Genomic DNA, 25905 nt, shown 5'->3' with positions numbered 1-25905 from the left:
CGAATCCGTTAGAATGATTCCTCAATCATTAAACCCGAATTTAGATTTGCCTAATCGCTATTCAAAGGACTTTTCATGGGGCTGTTAGTCGTCGGCTTTGTCATACTGTTTATCCTCACCACACTGCCTAGCTTGTGGACCAAATACATACTGAATAAACACCGTACACCACATCCCGATATTCCGGGCAGCGGCTTACAATTTGCCGAACATCTCGTCAAAAAATACGATCTAAAAGGTGTACGGGTTGAAGAAACCGCAGAAGGCGACCATTACGATCCGATTGAAAAGGTCGTGCGCATCTCCAGTGAAAATGCACATTCGAACAGCTTAACGGCCATCACGACGGTAGCGCATGAAATCGGCCATGCACTGCAAGATAAAACCGATTATCCGCAGCTAAAACAACGAACCATACTGGTTGAACGTGCCGCTGTCATGCAGAAATTTGCGGGGATTGCCTTAATGGCAACGCCCATCCTGATTCCGCTAAGCCACACGCCGATTGTCGGACTCATGACCTTCGGTGCAGGATTTATCGCTATGGGCGTACCGGTAATCATTCACCTCAGCACTCTGTCGGTCGAATTCGACGCCAGCTTCAATCGAGCGTTACCGCTTTTACAGGAAGGCGAATATCTCAGTAAGAAAGATCGAAAACAGGCGAAGACCATTCTGTTCGCCTGCGCTATGACATATGTAGCGGCTTCGTTGTCGAGCCTCTTTAATCTCTGGAAGTGGCTTAAAGCATTGAAGCGTTAGAATGAATTAACTCAGGCTTCACTTCTGTCCAATCACTCTCAAGCTGCAAGGTCACATGGTGAACCTTGTGTTCGTCGAGCAAGTACTGCTTAATTTCAGCCAAGGCAGCATCATTAATGTGCTCTAAATCGGTTTTGGCGTGCAACGTCATAACCACCTGCTCTTCACTGATCGCCCACAAATGAATGTGATGTACCGCCGTCAAATAATCAAAACGGCATTCTAAGTCCTGAGCAATATCTTTGATTTCATACCCCGCAGGAACGCCTTCCAACAGCACATGCATCGATTCCCGGGTCAAGCGATACGCCCCTATGCCGACAATCAAAGCAATCAACAATGACAAAATCGGGTCGATCGGCGTCCAGTCGGTAAAATAGATCAAAATGGCTCCGGCGATAACCGCCACCGATCCCAGCGTATCGCCCAAGAAATGCAAGGTCGCACCGCGCATATTCATATTATGCTGATCCCCGGAATGTAAAATCCAAAACACCACCAAATTATTCAATAAGCCGATCAACGCCAACACAAACATCTCTTTCCCTAGAATCTCCTGAGGATCGAAAAAGCGCTGTATCGCCAAGATCACAATTCCACCGACAATTAACAGCAAAGTAAAACCATTGATGAAGGCAGTCAAGATCTGAACCCGTTGATAGCCGAACGTCATTCGTTCGTTTGCCGGTTTCTTACTCATGTGGAATCCCCACCATGCAATCGCCAAAGCCACCGCATCCATCAGCATGTGCACACCGTCCGCCACCAATGCGATCGAATTCACCCACAAACCGCCGATTATCTCTACCAGCATATAACTGCCGGTGATAATGGCCGCGATCAAAACCTTACGTTGATTTTTGTCATTGGTTTCACTTATGTGATTATGATGGTGAGAAACCGGTTGAACGCTCATTTCCATTCCTTTTCAGATTATTATTCGGGGTTTGTTTCGCATAAACGGATAGGGTTCGGGAATCCATCAAGACGTCGAAACTTGAAACGATTGTATCACTTTGTTTTAGCCACTGCCCAAGCCTCAACCCATTCGATTTCCGTATGCGACTTGATCGCTCGGGATAACTGTAACATTGTCGCACCTGTGGTAATGACATCGTCCACCAAGGCGATCCTTCGCACACCTCTAAATGCCGAGGAATCGACCTTAAAAGCATTTTTAAGGTTTCGGTGGCGCTGTTTCGCGTCCAGGTGCGTTTGCGAAGGCGTATCCATTACTCTTTCGACCCCGTTTCCAATTAATGGAATCCGGAAATGTTTCGCAAGTTGCTGTGCAATTAACTCGGCTTGGTTATAGCCGCGATCCCGACGCCTTTTCACATGCAAAGGGACGAAAACAAGGGCATCCACTTTATCGTCCTGCAGGCGCGACATTAAAAGTTCGGCCAATATCCGGCTGAAAGCGAAACGGTTTTGATACTTAAGACCGTAAACCAAATCGACCAACTCTTTTTCAAAATAAAAACCGACTTGGGTACGGTCGAAACTAGGCGGTTTTGTCAGGCACGCACCGCACACCTGTCCGCCCGGACTCGGTTCGCAACACTGCGGACAGACCTCCAAAGGTACTCGCCAGCTCTCGACCAACCTTTCGGAGATATCCAGCAATTCCGAATCCTCCCCGCTCAGCACGCATTTTGACGGCAACAACCATCTCTCCAGCCAATGCAACCGACACACTCCTTTAACGCTCTTTCATGGTAATAAGTTATAATATCTCATTAAAAGCAACTTTTAGAGACGTCTTACGCGTAATTACTAAAGACTGGAACAAAGCTATGAACATGGAAAAACTAGGACAAATTCGACACGACTGGACAGTGGAGGAGATTCGCGAAATCATGGATCAGCCTTTCAACGACCTGATCTTCCAGGCCCAGACCGTCCATCGTCAATACTTTGATCCGAACGAAGTTCAAACCAGCACCCTGGTTAACATCAAGTCCGGTGGTTGCGCGGAAGATTGCGCCTATTGTTCTCAAAGCGCACGCAACCAGACCGACATTGAAAAAGAGCAGATGATGGAAGTCCAGGAAGTCATCGAGCAAGCTCTGGTTGCCAAAGAGCGCGGCGCGACCCGTCTCTGCATGGGTGCAGCTTGGAGAAATCCGACCAAGAAAGATTTTCCGCGTGTTCTGGAAATGGTTCGCGTCGTCAAAGACCTTGGCTTGGAAACCTGTCTGACTCTGGGTATGTTGAACGACGATCAGGTAGCACAGCTTAAAGAAGCCGGACTGGATTATTACAATCACAATCTGGATACGTCGGAAGCGTTCTATCCGAAAATCATCACCACCCGTAATTACCAGGATCGCCTGGACACTATCGACAAGGTACAGCAGGCCGGTATCAACGTCTGTTCGGGCGGTATCATCGGTATGGGCGAACAACACAAAGACCGCGCTGAATTGTTGCGCACTTTCTCGACCATGCGCGTCCACCCGAACTCGGTGCCGATCAACCTTTTGGTTGCCGTCGAAGGAACGCCGTTGGCGCACATGAAAGACAAAACCGATTCGTTTGAGTTCATCCGCGTAATTGCAACGGCCCGTATCCTGATGCCGCAGACCTATGTCCGCCTGTCGGCAGGACGCATGAGTCTGACCGACGAAGCTCAGGCGCTTTGTTTCTTTGCCGGTGCAAACTCGATTTTCTACGGCGACAAGCTTCTGACCACCGACAACCCCGAATCGGATCATGACACACAGCTGTTCGCCAAACTCGGCATTCGCATGCAGCAAAACGTCAAAGCCGAAATGGCCGCTAAAAAGCTTTCGGAACAAGTCACTGAATTGACGGGTTAAACGATACCGTCCTAACGCTGAAGCACATACTCATGTCCATTGAAACCCGTTTTCAGCCGCTGTTGGAACTCAAACGCCAACAGCATCTGTACCGTCAACGCCCCTTGAGCTTTAGTGCCCAACGGGCGCAAATGCAGATCAACGGCATTCAGGTGGTCAACTTCAGCTCCAACGACTATCTCGGACTTGCCAATCATCCGGATATCAAACAAGCCGTTCTCGACGGCCTGTCCAACCAGGACATCAGTTACGGTTCCGGTGCCGCGCATCTGGTCACCGGCCACTCTCTGCAACACCACTTATTGGAAGACGAACTGGCCGACTGGCTCGGCGTAGAACGCGCACTGCTGTTTTCAACCGGATACATGGCAAATCTGGCGGTACAACAGGTGTTGATGCAGCCCGGAGACACCATTCTGGCTGATAAACTGAATCACGCCTCGTTGGTCGACGGCGCGTTGAATAGTGAAGCCACTCTGAAACGCTACCCGCATCTTGATATGAACGCCTTGGAGCGCCGCTTACAGTCGATCAAGACTGGACAGACCCTGATCGTCACCGACGGCGTATTCAGCATGGACGGCGACATGGCACCACTGGCGGACATTCAACAACTTGCCGAAACCCACCAGGCCTGGTTAATGGTCGATGACGCACACGGGTTCGGTATGTTAGGCAAACAAGGACGCGGCTGTTTCGACTATCTAGGGGTTCAACCGAATCAGGACACTATCCAAGTCGGCACCTTAGGCAAAGCTTTCGGAACCTCGGGCGCGTTTGTCGCCGGCAGTCAAATCCTGATAGAAAGTTTGATTCAATTTGCTCGCCCCTATATCTATACCACGGCCATGTCGCCTTTAAATGCGCTCGCCACTCGAACCGCATTAAAATTAGTTCAATCGGCCGATGCCGAACGGGCTCAATTGCAACAACATATCCAACAGTTCCGCCAAGGTGCACAACAAATTGGCCTAACCCTATGGGAATCGCATACCGCGATACAACCAATTATATTGGGTGACAGTCAAACTGCGTTACAATGGAGCGAAGCATTAAAACAAAAAGGCTTTTGGGTAACGGCTATTCGACCACCTTCCGTACCGAAAGGCCAGGCGCGATTGCGTGTCACGCTTTCCGCCGGCCATACTTCGGAACAGATTGACGCCTTGCTAACCGCCTTAGAAGCTATTCAAAAAGCAAACACGTAAATAATTTGTACAGGGATTTTTGCCATGCTCCAACGCTTACTTTCCACTCTCAAGCAATACAAATGGACCGTGGGCATTCTCAGCGTAATCGGATTAATGTTGATCCTGTTACCATTCGGCATTCAACTCGGCATTCAAAAAGCCCTTCAACACCAAGGCGCCGATCAAGTCTCAATCGAAGATGTCGATTTCAACCTGTTTACCGGCCGACTCAGCATTAAAGACCTGCAGATCGTCGACCAGCAACACACCGTACTTTCAGCCGATAATCTAAGTGTGCAAATGCAGCTACGCGCCTTATGGCAAAAACACTTCCTGCTAAAACATTTACAATTGCAACACGGCTTTATCCAGATCACCCAATCCGATCCGAAAAGCATTCAACTGGCCGGTATCGATATTCCGCTGTCTTCCGAAAAAGAACCCAAGGAAAGTACAACGCCGTTTTTTCTATTCGGTCTTGAAAACCTTGATATTGAAGACCTGACCCTGGAGTTAATCCGTCCCAATCACGCCATTAAGCAGACCTCCTACACACTGGACAAACTCAGCCTAAACAATCTCTATATGTGGGACGATACCCCTGCGCGTATGATTTTGAACAGCTATCTGAATCACTCACGCATCGCCACCAACTTTCAGCTACACCTGTTTAGTCAATACCCTAAAGTCGTCGGAACTTTAAAAGTCGACCAACTCAACTTGGCGACATTGCCTTACCTGGCAGAACAACCGGACATCAAAGCCAGCGGAGAACTGACCACCGATCTTACATTTACCGCCCAACTGTTCCCGCAAGGGCTTAATTTCCAGCAGCAAGGCGACATCCTCATCAACCAGATGAAAGTTGAAATGTCTCCTTACCAAGCCGATTGGGACAGCTTCAAATGGTCCGGTGACTTCAGCTATATCGAAAGCGAACAGGATCCGGCCATTACCCTCAACGGCCATGCTCAACTGCAGAACTTCAATGCACAGGACATTGAAAAACAGCTTAGCCTCAAGCAATCCCTGGATGCCAAATTCAATCTGGTGACGTTACTCAACCCGGACGGCAGCGTACACGTTACCCAAACCGGTCGTCTACAGTTGCAAAACGTTGCACTCCAACAACCCGGAATAGAAGCCGGTATGCAGCAAGCCCAATGGCAAGGTGAAGTCACATTCGACAACCAGAGTACCCCACAAGTCAACGCGAACGGGGAGTTCACGCTCAAACAAGCCAAAATCTCCGATGCTGTAAGCAAGACCGAACTCCAACAAGATCTGCAAGCCAAGCTAAACGCCCAATTGACGTTAGCCGACGATGGCAGCGTGCAACTGAAACAACAAGGTAGTGTGAGTTTAAGCAATCTACTTGCCTCTCAACCTCCATATCAAGCAAGCGTCCAAGCCTTTAACTGGCAAGGCCAAATCGCTTTAAATCAAGGTGCTGAAACCGATTTTAAAAGCGACGGAAAAATCGACTTACAAACCCTAAAAACCCAAAATATGACCACCCAACAAAACTTGGTGGATTTAGATAAACTCTCAATTTCGGACCTTAATATTCAACAGCTTGATTCCATTCAAGTAAAAGACTTATCGTTACAAGGATTGAATGTCGGCGAACAAGCTAAAACCCAGTTCATCAGTCTGGACAAAGTCAACTTGAGTCAGGCAAAACTCAATCAGTTTTCCCAACTGGAACTCGGAACCCTGACACTCAACGGCAGTCAAACTTACCTTAATATCAATAAAGAAGCGGAAATCACTCAGCTTAAAAATTTGCTGGCAAGCCTGCCACAATCAGAGGAACCGCAAACAGCTGAATCAGAAAAAGAGACTAAGCCGGAGACGGTAGAGAAAAAAGAAGCTAAATCGAACGATACGGATGAAAAATCAGCATTCCAATACAAGTGGCACGCTATCCAAACCAAAGGCAAACATCTGATCCATTTCACATCGGAACAATTTGATCAGCCGCTTAATAAAACCATTCAACTGGACGAATTCAAACTCGGTGCTTTAAACAGCCAAAAACCGGATCGCGATACCGATTTTGCAGTGCAGGTTACGTTGGATGAATTTACCAAACTCACCAGTAAAGGGCAGATTCAACCTTTGAACCCGAAAATCACCGCCAACCTTGCAACGCATATCGACGGTATGGACTTGGTGGCATTAAGCCCGGCCAGCGCCCAGTTTTTAGGGTACAACATCGATAGCGGACAACTTTCAGCCGATTTAGAAACCAAATTAGTGGAAAACAAAATCGACGCCCAGAACGATTTACGTCTGCACAAACTTAAACTCACCATGGCCGAACAGTCTGAAAACACGTCATTTCAACAAAGTTTGAGCATGCCGATCGATGCCGCACTGGCTTTATTGCGAGACAAGCAGGACAACATCAAGCTTAAATTGCCGATTAAAGGCGACATTACCGATCCAAATTTTAAATTACAGGATGTGATTAACACCGCTTTAGGTTCGGCGATGAAGGCAGCGACCAAAACCTACCTATTACTGGCCTTACAACCTTTCGGTGCGATCGCGGTCGCCGGAGACTATCTACTCAATCAAAACCTGGCCGTCAACTTGCAACCGATCGACTTCGTAGCAGGCCAAAGCCAGCTTACGCCTCAAATGCTTGAGTACCTGAAAAAGATTCATACTCTGTTACAGGAACGTAAAGGGGTGCAAATCAAAATTTGTGGCTTGGCAAACGAAGCGGATCGCAGCGCCCTCTTAGCAGAGCTCGCTAAACAGGCCGCAGAAAAAGCGAAGAAAACCAAAGAAAACAAAGAAGATAAACAAGCCAAGAACATCAAAGAACTGGTGAGTGACGACCAATTGCTGAAACTGGCGGAAAACCGTAACCTTGAAATAAAACGTTACTTATTAAAGCTGGGCAGCGCCAACAGTCAGGTCATTCTCTGCCAACCTAAATTGGTTGCCGATAACACGGCTCCAAAAATTGCTGTCGGCATTTAAGTCGGATTGCGGCATACAGCAGAAGGGATAACAGGAATAGCAGACATAAAAAAAGCAGGTAAAACCTGCCTTTATTCTGTTAATTTGCGGCCTTTAGATGTTTCCGAACGCCGCTTTTAACACTTATAGTGGCTGTACGTTAGCCGCTTGTAAGCCCTTTTCGCCTTCAACAATCTCGAAAGACACAGACTGCCCTTCTGCTAAAGTGCGACGTCCTGTACCGTTAATCGCGCGGAAATGAACGAAAACGTCCGGACCATTTTCCTGTGCTAGAAAACCAAAACCTTTTTCATCGTTAAACCACTTAACGGTACCTGTTACTACATCTGACATGATAAACCTCAAATTAAACAATCTTCACACCTTCCCCTTTCCAAAAGGATCTTGAAAAAGAAGTGTGACATTTGCATAGTAACAGGTTGATCTTTAAAAAGATAGTTAAAATTCCTTACTCCGATTAAAGTTTTATGACATTCGATTTCGATGCTCGTAATAGTTCCTTAACGGAAGCGAATATCGATAAAATATCCATTACCTGACAACCACTTACAACATAATTAATTCATTGGAAATTCTGGAATTTATAACATGACCACGCTGCATAAAGAACAATTCGGCTCAGGCCCTAACCTTACATTCATTCACGGCTGGGGGGCTCAAAACAGTGTCTGGAGAGAGTGGATAAAGGAATATTTCGCCGCGGATTACAGCGTGACACTCATTGAACTGCCCGGTTTCGGAGACAGCCCGGAAATCAAAAAACCGGAAAATATCCAGCAGGCTTGGCTGGACGCCCTTATTGCAGCCCTGCCCGAACCGACACATTTGGTCGGCTGGTCGCTCGGGGGCCTGCTCTCTCAACAGATCGCCATCCGCAATCCTGAAAAGATTTTGAGTCTCACCTGCCTGGCTTCAACGCCACGCTTTATGCAAACCGAAGATTGGCACTGGGCGGTCAACCCGAAACTGATGAACGATTTCATTCAGGCGTTGGGGAAAGATACCCTGGCGACGCTGCAGCACTTCTGGAAACTTCAAATCCAAGGATCGGACGGTGCACGCAAGTTGATAAAACACTACATGCAGCAGATGAAAACCCGCAAGATACCGAAGCTAGGCGGTTTGGCACAGGGCTTACAACTGCTTAAAGAGATGGACAACCGGGAAGCGCTAAACCAGCTCCATCTGCCCGTTTTATGGCTGTTAGGCGAAAATGATCCGTTGATTCCAAAGGAATTTGTTTCGGAATTCAGTACAATACAGCCTCTTGGTCAGGTCAGCATGATCTCGGGCGCGGCGCATATGCCGTTTTATTCACACCCCGAACAAACTGCCCAGGCCCTGCAGGAATTTTTAAACACAACGCAGTGAAATGTAAAACGGAACACCATGTCGGAACAGTCAAACCTATCTTCTCCAGCAGTCAATCGCAGCCATATAAAACAGCATTTCAGCCATGCTGCGCCTAGCTACGACGATGCTGCAATTCTACAGAAGACGGTGGCTGAACGCGTCGACGAACGTCTTTCCCTGACGACACTCCAACCTCAAGTGATTGTCGATGTGGGAGCCGGTACCGGACTGCTGACCGAAAAAGTTATCCAACGTTATCCACAGGCACGAACCATCGCCGTCGACTTGTCGGAAGCCATGCTCAAACGAGCCGGAGAACGCTTACAACAACCCAAGTTTAAATGGCTGCCGCAATCCTTGGCTGCCAAAGCCGCCGCCGAGCTGGTCAATGCCGACGCTTACGCCCTGCCTCTGGCGGACGGCAGTGTCGATCTACTAGTGAGCAACCTAATGTTGCAATGGTGTGACGATCTGGATCGCGTCTTTCAGGAATTTCGTCGAGTCCTGCGTCCCGAAGGACTGATCATGTTCACCACGTTCGGGCCGGATACACTCAAAGAATTGAAACAGGCCTGGGCTACAGCCGATGCAGAGAACCCACACGTCAACCATTTCGTTGACATGCACGACATCGGCGATGCCCTGATCCGCAACGGTTTCGGCCAGCCGGTCATGGACATGGAAAACTACACGCTCACCTACGACAAGCCGATGGGCGTACTCAAGGACTTGAAAGCGATCGGTGCAACCAACGCAAGCCTCAACCGTAACCGCGGCTTGATGGGAAAACAGAAGTTCCAGGCTATGCTGGATGCCTACGAGAACCTGCGCGACTCCAAACAACATGACGGCAAGCTACCGGCCACCTATGAAGTTGTGCACGGGCATGCTTGGGCAGCACAAGAAGTGATCAAAGGCCCGAATCGAGATCGAACAGGCCTGGTGGAAATTTCACTCGACGATTTTGCCAAACAGACCAAACAACTCTGATTAAAAGACTCCGGAAATTTTTCGTCCGGGTGTTTAGAGTCACAAATCGAAACCGGACGGACCTGTCCGGAATGAAAACTCCTCTCTAGAACATCTCTTGCGGATCGACATCGATACTCCAACGAACCTTACGGCTCAATGGACTTTTATAAATATAAGGTTCCACCTGACCCAATACCGCATGTAAATCGGAACGCTTAGCCGACTGCAACAGCAGTTGATAACGGTAACGACCCTGTCGGCGTTCCATCGGAGCCGACACCGGCCCCCAAACATCCAACCCATTAACCGGCTGTTCGCCAGAAGCCTGAGCCTGCGCCTGTGTCAACAAGGCGTGCTTCAACTCGGTAAGGAAACGCATCGCCTCTTGTGGCTGCAAAGCTTCCGCCCGGATCATAATCTGGTAACGAAACGGCGGCAATTGTGCCTGTTGACGCTCCTGCAATGCTTTACGCGCAAAGGCGCCATAACCTTGCCCGATCAGAGTGATCAACAGCGGATGATCGGGATGATGCGTCTGAATCAAGACCTCCCCTGCCTTTTCGGCACGACCGGCACGCCCCGCGACCTGTAAGATCAACTGTGCCATACGCTCGGAAGCACGGAAATCGACGCCGAATAGCCCCTGATCGATGTCCAGCAATCCGACCAATGTCACATTAGGGAAATGGTGGCCTTTCGCCAACATCTGGGTGCCGATCAGGATGTCCGCTTCGCCGCTACGAGCCTGCTCGGTGAGTTCCGCCATCTTGCCTTTCTGGCGAGTGGTATCACGGTCTATGCGCACGACTTTATGTTCGGGGAACCACTCTTCGATGGTTTCCGTAAGGCGCTCCGTCCCTTGACCCACCTTGACGAACTCCTCGCTCTGACAACTCGGACAAGCGTTCGGTGCTGCGCATTGATAGCCGCAGTGGTGGCAACGCAAATGGCCGTGCGCAGAACCCGATTGATGAAACGTCATATTGGCGTCGCAACTCGGGCATTGCGCCTGCCAACCGCATTCGTGGCACATCAGCACCGGCGCAAATCCGCGGCGGTTCAAAAACAGCAACACCTGGCCTTTACGTTCGAGATGCTTCTCCATTGCCACTTTCAAAGGCCGGGAAACGCCCTCTTGAATTTTCTCACCGCGCACATCCAGCAGCTTGATGGACGGAAGCTGTGCATTGGCGGCACGTTGCGTCAAAACCAGATGTCGGTAACGGCCGATGTCGATGTTATACAAACTTTCCAAAGACGGCGTCGCCGAACCCAAAACGACCGGCACTTTACTATCGAAAGCGCGGCGGATCAGTAGATCCCGCGCCGAATAACGAAAACCTTCCTGCTGTTTAAACGAAAGGTCGTGCTCCTCATCGATAATACAGATCCCCAAATCCGCAAACGGCGCAAAGATGGCGGAACGGGTTCCCAATAAAACTTTAACCTCTCCGCTGCGCACTAAATGCCACGCACACAGACGTTCCGAATCATTTAATCCCGAATGCAACGCCGCCACGGGCTGTTGCAAATACGCCGTGAAGCGCGACACCATCTGCGGCGTCAAACCGATTTCCGGCACCAGTACCAACGCCTGCTTGCCGCGCTTGAGTACCTCGTCGATCATACCCAAATACACCTCGGTCTTCCCGCTGCCGGTCACCCCCTCTAACAGAAACGCTTTAAACGTCTTTTCGGGCAACTGCACAACCGCATCCACCGCAGCCTGCTGATCGTCATTTAAAATATGGTTCGGACGTTCGCCATAGGCCATTTCCGTCAGACAGGAACCATGAGTTTCCTCTACCCAACCTTGCTGAAGAAACTTTTTGAGGCTGGAACGCCAACTTTCCAATGCCGACGAAAGCTGGCTGGCCGACTGGGAACCTGAAATGCTTTGCAGATGCGTCAACAGCGCCAACTGGTGTTTGGCGTTTTTAGGCATATCTTGCGGAGTTAAAGCCTTACCCTGTTCCGTCAACTTCCAAACCGGTTGACCGCTGATCTCCACCGGGTCTCCGGCACGCAATTTCTTGGGCAGTGCGGCCTGAATGACTTCACCGATCGGCTCGTGATAATAGTGCGCCGCCCAGCGGATGAACTCAAGATGAGACTCCGAAAACAACGGCTGCTCGTCAATGACCGACTCCACACATTTCAATTTTTCGGCGTCGTAATCCGATTCTTCGGTCAGCCCCATCACCAAACCGACCTGTAACTTGTTTCGGAATGGCACCCACACGCGACCGCCGACCACAGGCGGCGAAGAAGCCACCTGTTCGAAACGGTAATCCAACGGGAATAAAAACGGGCCGGCAACGGCAACTTGAACGATCATTAAATTTTCGTTTTAACTGTTAATTCGAAATAAACCCGAATCTTACCACGCATTTCCCACGGACATAAAGGATCCCTGCCACAACACCACAAGTCAGGATAAGGCCATACTTATTCAATGCATAACCATTTAAAAAGTGCTATTGTTTATCTGTAAACTCTACTGGGAGAAGAGCATGAATCAGTTATTCAAAGCCTCATTTACCATTGTCATTTTTGGTTTGATCGGCCTATTAAACGGCTGCGTAGCACATCCGGTCTCAACCCAGACGTCGGTTCACGTGCGTGACGACAATCTCAGAATGCACCTCATATTCAGCGACTACGACCGCAATTACATTTATAAATATTACGGCTATCCCAACAAAAGACGCTATAAGAAAATCCCGCCCGGGCATTACAAACGTTTGGAAAGGCACCGTCCGCTGCCGAGTTCATACCATTACCGCCCCCTACCATGGGAGCTGGAAAGACGCCTGTCGCCATTGCCGGCTGGTTATATTCGGGTCATCGTCGGTAACGACATCGCCATCATGAATACCAGGACACGCGTGCTTTACGACATTCTTTGGGAAATCCAATAATCCCTAAAACGTCATCTTCCGCAGGTCTGCCGTCATCTCAAACCAGGCCTGCACAACCTCTCCATATTAAAACCGCAACTGCAATTAAATAGAAAACCTGCAAAATCAGCCGTAAAGCCGTAAAATACATGGCAAATCAAGTTAATAACCAAAAAAACTATGCAATTTGCCAGAACACTTCAACGTTTTATTTCACTGCAAAACCGTTTCCAAACCCAGCTTGGTCATATTGTTGCCTGGGGAAGCATCACTTTAGTCTTATTGATGGCACTCATCGTGATTCTACGCTACGGTTTCAATATCGGCTCAGTCGCTATGCAGGAAGCGGCGATGTATAACCACGCCATCCTCTTCATGCTCGGTATCGCCTATACTTACCAACAAGATCAGCATGTACGCGTTGACGTTTTCTACACTCACGCCTCACCTTCGCGAAAGGCATGGATTAATCTAATCGGAACCCTGTTGTTTGCCATTCCGAGCATGTTATACATTCTCGTAACCGGCTGGGATTACGTCAGTGCCAGCTGGGCGATCAAGGAAAGCTCCTCGGAACCCGGCGGTCTAGCCTATCTCTATATATTAAAGTCGTTGATTCTGGTTATGGCCGTACTGGTACTGATTCAGTCCCTGGCCGTCGCCGCCCGTAGTTGGCTGGAAATCAAACACCCCGAGGCCTTGCCGGCCGAAGAAAAACCGGAAGTGGAGGGAACCTTATAATGGAATGGTTATCCTTACTGCTGTTTGTGGTTCTATTCGTCGCATTATTAATCGGATTTCCGGTCGCCTTCACCTTAGCCGGCGTTTCGCTTTTATTCGCCTTGATCGCCAACCTGTTCGGCGCTTTCGACATGGACTTCCTACAAAGCCTGCCGAACCGTATTTTCGGCATCATGCACAATGAAACCCTGGTGGCGGTACCGCTGTTCGTCTTCATGGGTATCATGCTGGAACAATCCAAAATTGCCGAGCAACTCCTGACCACTATGGACGAGCTGATGCGCGGCGTCAAAGGCGGTCTCGGAATCGCGGTCATCCTGGTCGGAATGCTGCTCGCGGCCAGTACCGGAATCGTCGGTGCCACCGTCGTCACCATGGGGCTGCTGGCTTTACCGACCATGCTTAAACAAGGTTACTGTCCTAAACTGGCCAGCGGCACCATTTGCGCTTCCGGAACGTTGGGACAGATCATCCCGCCATCCATCGTACTGATCTTACTAGGTGACGTGTTATCGTCCTCTTATCAACAAGCACAATTGAACCAAGGTATTTTCTCGCCGGAGACGCTTTCCGTCGGCGACCTGTTCATTGGAGCCTTATTCCCGGGCATGCTTTTGGTTGTTCTATATATGCTTTACATCCTGTTTAAAGCCTTCACCCAACCGGACAGCGTTCCGAACAACGTCGGAAATCCGGTTGCACCCGGTCTGTCCAAGCGCGTCATCGGCAGCTTACTGCCGCCTTTGGTACTGATCTTACTGGTATTAGGCTCAATTTTAGGCGGTTTCGCCACTCCGACCGAAGCCGCTGCATTGGGTGCTTTAGGTGCGACCCTGCTCGCTCTGGGCAAAAATAAACTCAGCCTGAAAACCATGAACACCGTCATGCGTAACACTTTGCAAGTGACCAGCATGATTTTTATGATTTTCATCGGAGCCGCTTTATTCTCGTTGGTATTCCGCGGATTGGGCGGCGACGATTTAATGCACGAACTATTGTCCAACCTACCGGGCGGCGTCTTTACGGCCATGTTACTGGTAATGGTATTAATGTTTGTGCTCGGCTTCTTCCTGGACTTCATCGAAATCACCTATGTGATCGTTCCGGTCGTTGCACCGATTCTGTTGATGATGGGCGTTGACCCTATTTGGCTGGGCATTATGATTGCAATTAACCTGCAAACGGCATTTTTAACGCCGCCGTTTGGTTTCGCTCTGTTCTATTTACGCGGGGTGGCTCCTAAGGAGTTATTAACTGCGGACATTTACCGAGGCACGATTCCGTTTATAGCGATCCAACTTTTTGTACTGGCTATTGTCGCCATATGGCCGGAAATCGTCACCTGGTTGCCAAGCGTCATTTACTAAACCCTTGCTCACTTTCACGCATAAAACTGTGTTTTTTTTAAAACTCTACATTTATAAGTGAAAATTGCTCGAGAATTGATTGGCAAGCCCGGTTTTCTTGGTTAGAATCGTGATAATAATTGTTTTTTACCACGGCGAACTGAATGAATCCAGAAAAACTCTATTCACAACTTGAACTGTCCGATGCCAGGTTGCGTGAAGAGAGAGAAAGCAAATCCGAGATCATCTGTGCCTTTCATGAAGCGGTCATTGTCTTCAAGCCGAACCTGACCCCGCAAATCATCAATTCCAAGGCAAAACTCATATTTGCCAAATATCTGGACGATGACAACCACATTCAAAACGCCCCCTTATACAAAAATAAAAAAGCCACCGTTCGCTTCGACCTTAATCTCTGGCTTTCAAAATTGCTTTCTATTCCGCTTGATAGTCCGGACGATACGTCTCCCAAAGAGATTTCGATCTGGCTGAAAGACCGCGAAACCTTAAAAACCACACCGCTTTTACTCTCCGCCAAAGCGTTATTGACGCCGGAAAAAACCTTAAAAAACCTATTACTTGTGGTGTACGACCGGACTCTTCATGCTCAGTCGGACGAACAGAAGCGTCTAATGGAAGCCGCCTTTAACAGTTATCACGGCCAGTTCATCACCAATGAAAAAGGGTATATCACCCATCCAAACGACTCATTCTGTACTTTGACCTGTCTCGATGCGGACACATTGAAGAGCATGACATTGACTGGATGGCTGAACCAGCAAGTCTCGCTAAAAACGTCTACCAACGAAGTACTGACGACCTTGCTAAACACACGTTTTTGGAGCGGTGAAGTTGAGTTGCACCCTCTGCCGAATACCACTTATTATGCCGTGTTGAGTATTTCGCTACTGGCGGACGAACAGTTCAATATCGAACACTATGTGGTGACGATCCAGAATATCACCGATATTCACGAAGCGCAGTTAGCCATCGAACAGATGGCCTACTATGACGACCTGACCGGTCTCGCGAACAGACGCCTCGCTTTCGAGCATCTGGATCTCGCCTTAAAACACCACAAAAGACATAATACTTTCGCCGCCCTATTCTTCATCAATCTGGATCGTTTTAAAAGCATTAACGACGCATTCGGACGCAAAACCGGCGATGCGCTACTGAAACAAGTCGCCAAAATCCTTAAAGAATCGTTACGTGAAGAAGACACTATCGCACGAGTGGGCGGCGACGAATTTTTGGTACTGACTCAAGACAAGGCCTTCTCAAAAACCCAGGCCACCCAAAATGCTTACCATCTAGCCAAAAAAATCGCTAAACACCTGAATAAAAATTACCACATCAACGAAACCACACTTAACAGCACAACATGCATCGGGATTACGGTATTCCCGTTCCAGGAAGGCGATACCGCGGAAGATTTGATGCTGTATGCCGATTTGGCCATGTCCGCTGCGAAAAAGCGCACCAACCAGAAAATTTATTTCTATGAATCATCACTGTCCGAAGTCGTCATCGAGCGCCGTTCATTGGAGCATGCACTGACGACGGCCGACCTGGACGAACAATTCGAACTGCATTATCAAGTGCAAATCGGCCGCGACAATAAACTGCATGGTGCAGAAAGCCTAATTCGCTGGACCCATCCCGAACTCGGTTCAATCCCACCGAACAAATTCATACCGATTGCCGAAGAAGGACGTCAAATATTGCGACTGGGCGACTGGATTATGTCAAAGGCCTTTTTACAGGCTAAAGAGTGGTGTAAGCGACAACCCGATTTCAATCTATCCATTAATATCAGTCCGATTCAATTCCACGAAGCGGACTTTGTGCAACAGACCATCGAAATTTTAAATAAAACCGAAGTCTCTCCCAAAAACATTACCTTGGAATTGACCGAAGGGGTTTTGATCTCCGATACTCAAAGTGCACTCAAGAAAATCGAAGATTTAACCAGGCTTGGCTTTAATATCTCGATCGACGACTTCGGAACCGGTTATTCGTCCTTAAGCTATTTGCAAAGACTGCCGATTCACGAACTTAAGATCGACAAAAGCTTTATCTTCAGAGTTCCGGAAAGTAAGGATGATATTGCCATCGTCGAATCGATCATCAGCCTTGCCCGAAACAAAAACCTGCTGATTGTCGCCGAAGGGGTTGAAACCGAAGAGCAAGAAGCGTTTTTAAGAGAGCAGCCGGACAATATCATCATTCAAGGTTACTTATTCGGCACACCTTGCAATGCGACTGAATTCGAAAAGTATTTCCAGGCTGAAGAAGAGGCCTTTTCGGACAAATCCGACGCCTGAAAAAATTATTTTTTTATTTAATTTTTCATTAATACACACACAAAAAGTTAGTGTATTATGGTACTAATTATTTGTTTATAAATAACTTAACCAAAAGCCATCGAGCTCTATGAAAGCCCCCAAGCACAGTACTGAAATCACAAAACTCATCGCCGAACTCAATCAGGCGCATAGTTTTCAAAGACAGCAAATTGCAGACTCTTTTCAAGAAGGCTTGATTCTCTTCTCAACCGAGCTCACTCCAAAACTCGTCAACAACAAAATTCAGAACCTTATCTGCGACGAAAACGAATCGGAATCCTTGTTCACAAGTCTCAAGCTCTATACCAAAAAACGTAATAACGTACGCTTTGATTTAAAACACTGGATTGAAAACTGCATTCACAACCTAAGTGAATCAATTTGCGAACAGATGGTCTGGTTAAAACCACAGCATAAAGACGACAACGACAATGCGCTGATCCCGGTCCAGCTGAAAGCCTACCCGATCGTTAACCGCCAACATACCCTCGACGGCATACTGCTGCACATCAAAGACCTGACACTGCAAGTTCAAGCCGAAGCTCAGATGCGATTAATGGAAGCCAGCTACGCAGGGCAGTTCATTACCAATTCGCACGGTTATATCACTCAACCGAACTATGCTTTTTCCGCCTACACCGGACTCAAACCGGACACACTGAAAACGATGACCTATCTCGATTGGCTGACTAAGCAGGTCACGTTGAGCGTTCCGTTCGGAAGCGTAATGGAATCGCTGCTAACCGAAGGTTCCTGGAGCGGCGAAGTCAAAATCACCGCTTCATCCGACGCGCAATTTTATGCCGTACTCAGCCTTTCGATGCTGACTGACGAAAATCGTAATATCGAACATTTCATCGGGGTATTACAAGACATTACCGATATTCACGAAGCCCGAACCGAAATCGAACGTCTCGCCTATTACGACAAACTGACGGGACTGGCGAATCGCACTTTATTGCACAACCACATCGAATCCACCATCCAGAACGCTCCGGAAACCGAAAGTTATTCCGCTCTGATTCAACTCGATTTGGACGGTTTCAAAATCCTTAACGACACGCTGGGGCACACCATCGGCGACCAGCTCTTGATTATGGTCGCTCAAAAACTGGCAAAACTGGCTGGAGAAAACAATCTAGTCGCACGTCTTGACGGCGACGAATACGCGATTTTGGTCAAAGAACTCAGTCAAGATCCGCAAATTGCCTATGAGGGCGTACTGGAACTTGCCAACAGAGTTCAAGAAGAACTGGATGACCGCTACACCATCAAAAACCGCTCGCTACATTGCTCGGCCAGTGTTGGTGTCTATATGTTCCCGCACCACCTAGAATGCGGCCAGACCGACCAATTAATCGGTTACGCCAATCTGGCGATGCACGAAGCTAAAAACCTCGGCGGCAACCAAGTCTACATATTTGAAGACAAGCTATGTGAAGTGGCCAAACAGCGTCTGGAAATGCTGCAAGCCTTGAACCATTCCGAGTTGGACGACGAATTCCAACTCTACTTCCAGGCACAGATCGATTCGAACGGCCGTGCCGTCGCCGCAGAAACGCTATTAAGATGGTTCCATCCAACGCTGGGCTTCGTTCCGCCGTGCGAATTCATTCCGGTTGCCGAGGAAGGTCGACAGATTATCAAAATCGGATTATGGGTCATGCATAAGGCGTTCTTACAAGCGAAAGCCTGGAATGAGGCCTACCCGAAAATACGGGTCTCGATTAACATCAGCCCCATTCAATTCCACGAACAGAGTTTTGTCGAACTGGTAATCGGGCTGATTAAATTCACCCAAGTCAATCCAAAAGACATCACACTGGAACTGACCGAAGGCGTGCTGATCCGCAACACCAATTTGGCACTGCAGAAGATTCAACATTTGGTCAGTCTCGGATTCCATATCTCGATCGACGATTTCGGAACCGGTTACTCGTCATTAAGTTATTTACAGCGCTTGCCTCTTCACGAATTAAAGATCGATCAAAGCTTCATCCGCCATATTCCCGAGAACCCGGAAGACATTGCCATTGTCGATTCGATTCTGAAACTGGCGGAAACCAAAAACCTTTCGGTAGTTGCCGAAGGAGTTGAAACCGAAGAGCAAGCCGCCTTTCTCAGAGAACAATCCAAGGATCTGTTGATTCAAGGTTACATTTACAGCAAACCGATCCCGGCCGTCGAATTTGAAACAACCTTTCTGGCTTCCGACAAACCGGCTTAACGGCAAAAACAAAACCTAAAAACCAAACCCCATAAGTTATTTTTGCAATAGTATTAATAATTTAGTATAATCCGCGCTTCGTTTGATTTCATCGGCTGAAAAAATCGCCAAAAGAGAAACAAACGGACATCACTGAGCCACTTGCCCGCATATTTATGCTTTTCAACTTCAACGATACAACCCGAAGTTGACCCGACTGTTCTGCTGCAAAAGTGCTCAATTAAAAGAATTTTTGCCCCAGAATAACAAACAGACGCAACCATCCTTTTTTTGAAAGTTGAGATGGAGTAGCGCGCGTCACTCGTTACGATTACCTGATTCAAATCCAAATTGAACTCATGTCTTCCTTTATTCCAGGGCAAATCGACCGCTCACAGAGCGACAAAGGATTACTGGATGACCACCGAAATTAGATTTGACCAACTTGAACTTAGCGAAGATGTACTGAAAGCAATTTCAGAGATCGGCTATGAAACCCCTTCCCCGATTCAGGCGCAAGCGATACCAACTCTGTTGGCAGGCGGCGATATTTTAGGGATGGCGCAAACCGGTACAGGTAAAACCGCCGCGTTTGCATTACCGATCTTAAGCAAAATCGACATCAAAAAAACCAAACCTCAAGTATTGGTTTTAGCGCCGACGCGCGAACTAGCCATTCAGGTTGCCGAAGCGTTCCAAAGCTTCGCTCACCACATGAAAGGTTTCCACGTTCTACCGATTTACGGTGGATCGGATTACGGCACACAGATTCGTGCCCTTAAGCGCGGCGTACATGTCGTCGTCGGAACGCCTGGCCGAGTGATGGACCATATCCGTAAAGGCACGTTGCAACTAGACGGTTTAACCACCCTAGTTTTAGACGAAGCGGATGAAATGTTGCGCATGGGATTCATCGACGACGTCGAATGGGTACTTGAACACACGCCTAAAGAGCGTCAGATCGCACTATTTTCTGCAACCATGCCGAAAGAAGTTCACCGTATCGCCAACAAACATTTACAGAACCCGACCGAAGTCATCATCAAGCAAAAAAGTTCGACTGCGACGACGATCGACCAGAAATACTGGTTGGTCAGCGGCACACACAAACTGGATGCTTTGACACGTATTTTGGAACATGAAGAAACCGATGCGGTCATTATCTTCGTACGTACCAAGACGGCAACGGTTGAACTTGCCGAAAAACTTGAAGCCCGTGGTTATGCGGCGGCCGCGTTGAACGGCGACATCGCCCAGAACCAGCGTGAACGCATTGTCGATCAATTGAAAAACGGTAAACTGGATATCTTAGTCGCCACCGACGTCGTCGCACGTGGCTTGGACGTTCCGCGCATCAGCCATGTCATCAACTATGACATTCCGCACGACAATGAATCCTACGTTCACCGTATCGGCCGTACCGGTCGTGCCGGACGCTCAGGGACTGCAATCCTGTTTGTAGCGCCGCGCGAACGTCGTTTACTGCGTTCTATCGAACATTCGACCAAAAAACAAATTCCGATGATGGAGCTGCCTTCGACTCAAGACATCAACGAAAACCGTGTCGCACGTTTCAAGCAACGTATCATTGATGCCGCTCAACAGGAAAACATCCAGTTCTATCAGGAATTGATCGAACAGGTTGAATCCGAGCAAAACATTCCGGCCATCGAGATTGCCGCAGGTTTGGCGCAACTGCTTCAAGGTGACGTGCCGTTCTTCTTGGATGAAAAAGCACAGCGCGAACCACGTCGCGAATCTTTCCGCGATGACGAACCACGTCAACGCCGCGAACCGCGTGGTGAGCCTCGTCAACGTCGTGAACGCAGTGCAACACCGGATGAAGGCATGACTCGCTACCGTTTGGAAGTCGGTCGCACCCACGGTGTAAGACCGGGCAACATCGTCGGCTGCATCGCTAACGAAGCCGGCTTGGACAGCGAATTTATTCGTCAGTTGAACATTGACGATACCTATAGCACGGTAGATCTGCCTTCCGACATGCCTAAAGAAGCTTTCATGGATTTGAAAAAAGCTTGGGTATGCGGTCAGCAGCTAAACATCTCAAAGGTTAAAACCATTGGTGAAGCGGCTCCTCGCAAGCGCTTGACTCGCAAAAAGACCAGCACGAAAGACAAAGGTAAGCCGCGTCGTTTAGCTCAGTAATTTTGTTTTAAAAAGCACTCAAAAAGGCCTGTCTCGAATCCAATTCGGACAGGCCTTTTTTCATTTTAACCTTCCCCCTCTCCCCCACATTTTGCTATACCCAATCATGGTCAACTCAACATCTTGTTTCATCTGAGCCCGTGCTCCAAGCCCTTTCATTTGTGAACCTTTTTTTAAAACCTCACAGACTACATTGATTAAAATTTATTTTTAAAAACAATGCGCTATAATACTCACATACTTCCAATGGATATGTTAAATCGTTACGATTAAACACACGTATGGTACCCACAATGAACCTCTCTCACGGCAATAAACCACTTAAAGCCTCTAAGCAGGAAGGGTTTATGATACTCATGATCCTTATGATGCTAACGGTGGGTGCGGCTGTATGGTTTGGCACCTATGGAGAGATTCGAACCAACTCAATGAAAATTGAGAGCGATGACCGCAACCTATTGGAACTGCAATCCATAAAAAACCGCATGCTGGCCTATGCCGTACTTCACCCGGAAATCTATGCAGATGAAAGCATCATTCCCGGTGTCGGTTATTTTCCGTGCCCGGATACCGATGGCGACGGTGTTTCCAATACGCCATGCGGCTTCACTTCCGGCGTTAACCAACTTTTCGTACTTGGCCGGGTGCCTGAAGAGATACCCAATCATTTCTTCTCTTTTATCGATTCCGAGGTGGATTCGTCTCTTTATTGGATGGCGGTGGACGCTCGATTGGTGAACGACCACGGCTTCTATCAATTCACGACGGCCAAACGCCTCGCTCCGGTCAACACCAACTTAGACGCCCAAGTAAAAGATCAAGGTAACCATGATGTCCCACCATTTCTGGTTGACGGCAAAGACGATATCGTCATGGCGCTGTTTTACGCCGGACCCGCACTCAGCGGGCAATCGCGTAGCAGTAACAATGTGAGCGACTATCTTGAGCAACCCACCGTCACCAACGGTTACAACATTGACTTCCAATCCGTGGGAGCAAATAACGACGTTTTTAACGACTATGTGATTACGATTACACGTGCCGAGTGGGAAGCGGCCATTTTGTCACGCATCAGCCAGGATCTTGTACCTCAAGACGGTACACCGGATTTGTGCAGTCTGGTAACTGACGGTACTGAAAACTGGTTCAATGAGTGTTCTTACACTAACCCGGTAAGCAGACCGGTATTTACTTGCGACGGAACCGCTTATGACAATCTTGCCGGACAGAACTGGCGTTCAATTGTCTGCCCTTAAATTGAGACAGTTATGAAACATTTAAGTCACACAGCCAAGCAAAAAGAGTCCGGTTTTTCACTGTTAGAGGTGATTATTGCCGTGGTTATTCTCGGCTTCTTAACGACCACATTAGTCAAAACCAACATGATCTCCAGTGACTACCAGAACCTGCGCGAAAACATCTCCCACGTCAAAGTCGCCAAAACACTGTTGATCGGCTTTTTACAGACCAACGGCTATTTACCGTGCCCGGATACGGACAACGACGGTTGGGAAAACCGTACCGGCGATCAATGCTCCAACGATTCGGGAAAACTGCCGCACTTGATGCTGGGGATTTCCCAACAGGATGCATGGAATGAAAGCTTGTTTTACAAGGTCAATACGGAGACCACTACCGCAAACATCAGCAACACTGGTTTTTCGGCCAGCTACTTTGCTTCCAACTCAGCTCCCGTATTCACTTTCGCAACGCCGCCAACCGGCACCACCGGAGGAACCGGCAACTTAACCATCTGTTCCGAAAACGAAACTTCGAGCTGTGACGGAGGTACTTCCAATAACAATCTATTAGAAAAGGCGGCGATTGCAGTGATCGTCAGCTTTGGGAAAAACAGCCCTCAAACCTGGGGGGATATCAGCTCCGGAAATCTCAGTACGCTAGACAAAGCCGAAAAAGAAAATGCCGATGACGATGCCTTTTTTTGGCAGTCGTCTATCGATCAAGCAGATGACTCCCTCGCTTGGATCACCGGTTACGAAAGCAAATATGCGCTGATGAAATCGCCACGAGGCCTTCATTAAGGATAAGCCGTCATGAAAAAGAATACTTCAAATACCTATTTAAAAGGCTTCTCGCTACTGGAACTGACCATTGTTTTGGCCGTTGTGGGTGTGATTAGCGCCGGTTCGATCATCGCTTATTCGGAATTTCACGATCATGCCAAATGGCAGGAAAGCCAAGGGAAATTGGCCGTAGTCAAAAAAGCGATCATCAAATTCACGCAAAAGAACAAATTCGTGCCTTGTCCCGACAGTAATCAAGACGGCTTCGAGTCAAGAACCGTAGTCAGAGGCCGCATTCCTGCGGTTCCTGCAACCCCTGCCATTCAGGCCGTACCGGGGACCGAAAGCCGTCCGACCATTCCGGCCATTCCGGCGGTGCCTGCACAACCTGCCATACCTAAAATTCCGGTCAGTAACTGTACAGCGGATAGCGGTACCTTTCCTTATGAAACGCTGTGGCTAAGCCGCGCTGCCGTCGAAGACAGCTGGGGGAATTTAATCGTCTATGCCGTCGATCAGGGCGTCACCAGTGCGGATGCAATGCTGAGCTGCCCGGAAGACACGTCATGCTTTTTCAACCGCGATCCTATTCCGAGCCTTCCGCCAAATCGAGTCTACCCCGGTAGCGCACTCCCGGCCTTTGGCTCATCCACATTGCCGACCGATACTCAGCTAGGCAGCAACAATCTTAGAATTTGTTCCAGCGCCGCCTGTTCCGGAAACGATATTGCCGACGGACAAGTTGTCGTTCTGATCGCAAAAAATCAAAACGGCCAAGCCACTAGCGGCCTAGATGCCGACGAAGCGGAAAACCTAGATGGCGACCAAGACTTTGTCGTCTCCGATTACTCAAAATCGCCGCACTACGACGATTCGATTCTTGGAATCGGTGCCTACGAATTAAAGCTTTCCAACGATATGGACACCTATGAAGTCGTTAACGTCACCAATACAAATACCATCAACACACTTAAAACAGGGGAAAATATTACGGGCGGCGGTGCCGACAAAAGCATCGGTAACATCGGGGACAATAACCCGTACAGCAATAATGTTCAGACAGCCGTGTTTGACCAGACTGTGAGTTTTGGTGCCGAAAATGCTGGGAAAACCGTGGTAATGAGCCTGGACACCAAAGCCTACGGCACGTGGGATCAACCATCCAGACGCGATCCGGGATTAACCAGTGACAAAGCCTTCATTTCCGGCAACGGCGAAATCTTGGAAACCCTGACCTACGACGCTTTGCAAAATGACCAAGACGGTTATTACAGCTATTACGATCCGGCTCGCGGGGGAACGGAAGGGGTCGCCAACCGAACCGAAAAATACTGGGACGACTCTCACGAAGTCGTCTTCCAACTGGATGAAAACGGCGATGCCAATATCGAATTTGCAGTTGCTACCACCGGTACGGACGAACAGGTCGATTTCACCAATATTCAATTAATCCTTTACGATACACCACCGTTGATACCGAGTTTTCCGAGCGTTCAGCCCATTGACGGTATCGCTCAAACGCAAGGATTAGACTGATGCGCAACATAAAACAACCGGTTCAAACAAACCAATCAGGGTCGTTAAGTAGAGAGTCCGGCTTTTCGTTGGTTGAAATTACGATCGTTACCCTGATTATGGCGCTTGTATTGATTGGTTTTTTAACCAATACCGGCAGCCTGCGCCACGTCCAAAAAATCAAGGAATCCAAAAGTTCGTTAACCCACATCAAGCAAGAACTTCTCAGTTACGGGCGCGTTCATAAATTCCTACCTTGTCCGGATGCGAATAATGACGGTCACGAAGACCGCTCCGGGCAATGTACGGTCAGTGTCGGAACGGTACCCTACCTGGATTTAGGCATGCAGCAAGAAGAGACTCGGGACGAATGGGGCAACCCGTTTCGTTATGCGATTAACGCCGATGCTACTGACAGCACTTTAATCTGCGATAAGCGTAGCTCGGCCAGCTTTTTCTGCAACCAAGGCGCGAATGTCACGCCTTGGTTTACCTTAACCGACACTCCGCCGACCGCAGCCGACCGCGGCCAAGGCAATTACTATATCTGTAACTCAAACACCACC

Annotated in this window: 20 protein-coding genes; 16 read left to right on the top strand and 4 right to left on the bottom strand. The window is 48.5% G+C overall.

Annotation, left to right across the window (positions count from 1 at the left end; genetic code table 11):
- Positions 1 to 75 precede the first annotated feature (75 nt).
- Entirely contained in the window at positions 76 to 762 is a 687-nt protein-coding gene (locus ABY044_RS06065; protein WP_373019213.1) for a zinc metallopeptidase, read from the top strand.
- Here ABY044_RS06065 and ABY044_RS06060 read toward each other — a convergent pair.
- Positions 743 to 1678, bottom strand: a complete 936-nt coding sequence (locus ABY044_RS06060) for a cation diffusion facilitator family transporter (protein ID WP_373019211.1) — start codon at positions 1676 to 1678, stop codon at positions 743 to 745. The genes ABY044_RS06065 and ABY044_RS06060 overlap by 20 nt on opposite strands.
- A 95-nt stretch (positions 1679 to 1773) precedes the next feature.
- Positions 1774 to 2451 (bottom strand): ComF family protein, encoded by a 678-nt coding sequence (locus tag ABY044_RS06055; RefSeq protein WP_373019209.1) that lies wholly within the window; start codon positions 2449 to 2451, stop codon positions 1774 to 1776.
- Positions 2452 to 2564: 113 nt separating this feature from the next.
- Between ABY044_RS06055 and bioB the strand changes: the two genes are divergently transcribed.
- Genes bioB through ABY044_RS06040 form a run of 3 tightly spaced genes read left to right on the top strand, consistent with a single transcriptional unit; the run spans position 2565 to position 7768 of the window.
- Positions 2565 to 3584, top strand: coding sequence for a biotin synthase BioB (gene bioB / locus ABY044_RS06050; protein WP_373019345.1), 1020 nt, complete (start codon positions 2565 to 2567; stop codon positions 3582 to 3584).
- A 32-nt stretch (positions 3585 to 3616) separates the two neighbouring features.
- Positions 3617 to 4792, top strand: a complete 1176-nt coding sequence (bioF, locus tag ABY044_RS06045; RefSeq protein WP_373019207.1) for an 8-amino-7-oxononanoate synthase — start codon at positions 3617 to 3619, stop codon at positions 4790 to 4792.
- Between the two features lie 24 nt (positions 4793 to 4816).
- Positions 4817 to 7768 (top strand): DUF748 domain-containing protein, encoded by a 2952-nt coding sequence (locus tag ABY044_RS06040; RefSeq protein WP_373019205.1) that lies wholly within the window; start codon positions 4817 to 4819, stop codon positions 7766 to 7768.
- Positions 7769 to 7891: 123 nt separating this feature from the next.
- On the opposite strand, the gene ABY044_RS06035 is transcribed toward ABY044_RS06040, so the two are convergent.
- Positions 7892 to 8101 carry a cold-shock protein gene (locus ABY044_RS06035; protein WP_373019203.1) on the bottom strand — a complete coding sequence of 70 codons (210 nt, stop codon included), beginning with the start codon at positions 8099 to 8101 and terminating at the stop codon, positions 7892 to 7894.
- A gap of 255 nt (positions 8102 to 8356) precedes the next feature.
- On the opposite strand from ABY044_RS06035, the gene ABY044_RS06030 reads away from it, so the two are divergent.
- Positions 8357 to 9139, top strand: coding sequence for an alpha/beta fold hydrolase (locus ABY044_RS06030; RefSeq protein ID WP_373019201.1), 783 nt, complete (start codon positions 8357 to 8359; stop codon positions 9137 to 9139).
- An 18-nt stretch (positions 9140 to 9157) separates the two neighbouring features.
- A complete protein-coding gene (bioC, locus tag ABY044_RS06025; protein ID WP_373019199.1) occupies positions 9158 to 10111 on the top strand; it encodes a malonyl-ACP O-methyltransferase BioC in 954 nt (317 codons plus the stop codon).
- A gap of 85 nt (positions 10112 to 10196) precedes the next feature.
- Here bioC and ABY044_RS06020 read toward each other — a convergent pair whose 3' ends face one another.
- Positions 10197 to 12431 carry a primosomal protein N' gene (locus tag ABY044_RS06020; protein ID WP_373019197.1) on the bottom strand — a complete coding sequence of 745 codons (2235 nt, stop codon included), beginning with the start codon at positions 12429 to 12431 and terminating at the stop codon, positions 10197 to 10199.
- Positions 12432 to 12606: 175 nt separating this feature from the next.
- Between ABY044_RS06020 and ABY044_RS06015 the strand changes: the two genes are divergently transcribed.
- From ABY044_RS06015 to ABY044_RS05970, 10 genes are all read left to right on the top strand, one after another.
- Complete coding sequence (locus ABY044_RS06015) at positions 12607 to 13014, top strand: hypothetical protein (protein ID WP_373019195.1); 408 nt, start codon at positions 12607 to 12609, stop codon at positions 13012 to 13014.
- Between the two features lie 159 nt (positions 13015 to 13173).
- Positions 13174 to 13734 (top strand): TRAP transporter small permease subunit, encoded by a 561-nt coding sequence (locus ABY044_RS06010; RefSeq protein WP_373019193.1) that lies wholly within the window; start codon positions 13174 to 13176, stop codon positions 13732 to 13734.
- Positions 13734 to 15101: a TRAP transporter large permease subunit gene (locus ABY044_RS06005; RefSeq protein WP_373019191.1), complete on the top strand. Its 1368-nt coding sequence runs from the start codon at positions 13734 to 13736 to the stop codon at positions 15099 to 15101. Before ABY044_RS06010 ends, ABY044_RS06005 begins: the two co-directional genes overlap by 1 nt.
- Positions 15102 to 15244: 143 nt before the next feature.
- On the top strand, positions 15245 to 17407 hold the full coding sequence (locus ABY044_RS06000) for a putative bifunctional diguanylate cyclase/phosphodiesterase (RefSeq protein WP_373019189.1): 2163 nt from the start codon (positions 15245 to 15247) through the stop codon (positions 17405 to 17407).
- A 109-nt stretch (positions 17408 to 17516) separates the two neighbouring features.
- Positions 17517 to 19655 (top strand): putative bifunctional diguanylate cyclase/phosphodiesterase, encoded by a 2139-nt coding sequence (locus ABY044_RS05995; protein WP_373019187.1) that lies wholly within the window; start codon positions 17517 to 17519, stop codon positions 19653 to 19655.
- Positions 19656 to 20051: 396 nt separating this feature from the next.
- Complete coding sequence (locus tag ABY044_RS05990) at positions 20052 to 21800, top strand: DEAD/DEAH box helicase (protein WP_373019185.1); 1749 nt, start codon at positions 20052 to 20054, stop codon at positions 21798 to 21800.
- A 347-nt stretch (positions 21801 to 22147) separates the two neighbouring features.
- Positions 22148 to 23056, top strand: a complete 909-nt coding sequence (locus ABY044_RS05985) for a hypothetical protein (protein WP_373019183.1) — start codon at positions 22148 to 22150, stop codon at positions 23054 to 23056.
- A 12-nt stretch (positions 23057 to 23068) separates the two neighbouring features.
- Positions 23069 to 23842, top strand: a complete 774-nt coding sequence (locus ABY044_RS05980; protein WP_373019181.1) for a type II secretion system protein — start codon at positions 23069 to 23071, stop codon at positions 23840 to 23842.
- A 12-nt stretch (positions 23843 to 23854) separates the two neighbouring features.
- Positions 23855 to 25360: a prepilin-type N-terminal cleavage/methylation domain-containing protein gene (locus ABY044_RS05975; RefSeq protein WP_373019179.1), complete on the top strand. Its 1506-nt coding sequence runs from the start codon at positions 23855 to 23857 to the stop codon at positions 25358 to 25360.
- The coding region (locus tag ABY044_RS05970; RefSeq protein ID WP_373019177.1) for a type II secretion system protein at positions 25360 to 25905 on the top strand (546 nt) is incomplete at its 3' end. The genes ABY044_RS05975 and ABY044_RS05970, both read left to right, overlap by 1 nt.

Source organism: Thiomicrorhabdus sp. (assembly GCF_041583835.1).
Taxonomy (GTDB): domain Bacteria; phylum Pseudomonadota; class Gammaproteobacteria; order Thiomicrospirales; family Thiomicrospiraceae; genus Thiomicrorhabdus.
The sequence above is the reverse complement of the archived record's forward strand: the minus strand, read 5'-3'. Positions and strand labels throughout refer to the sequence as shown.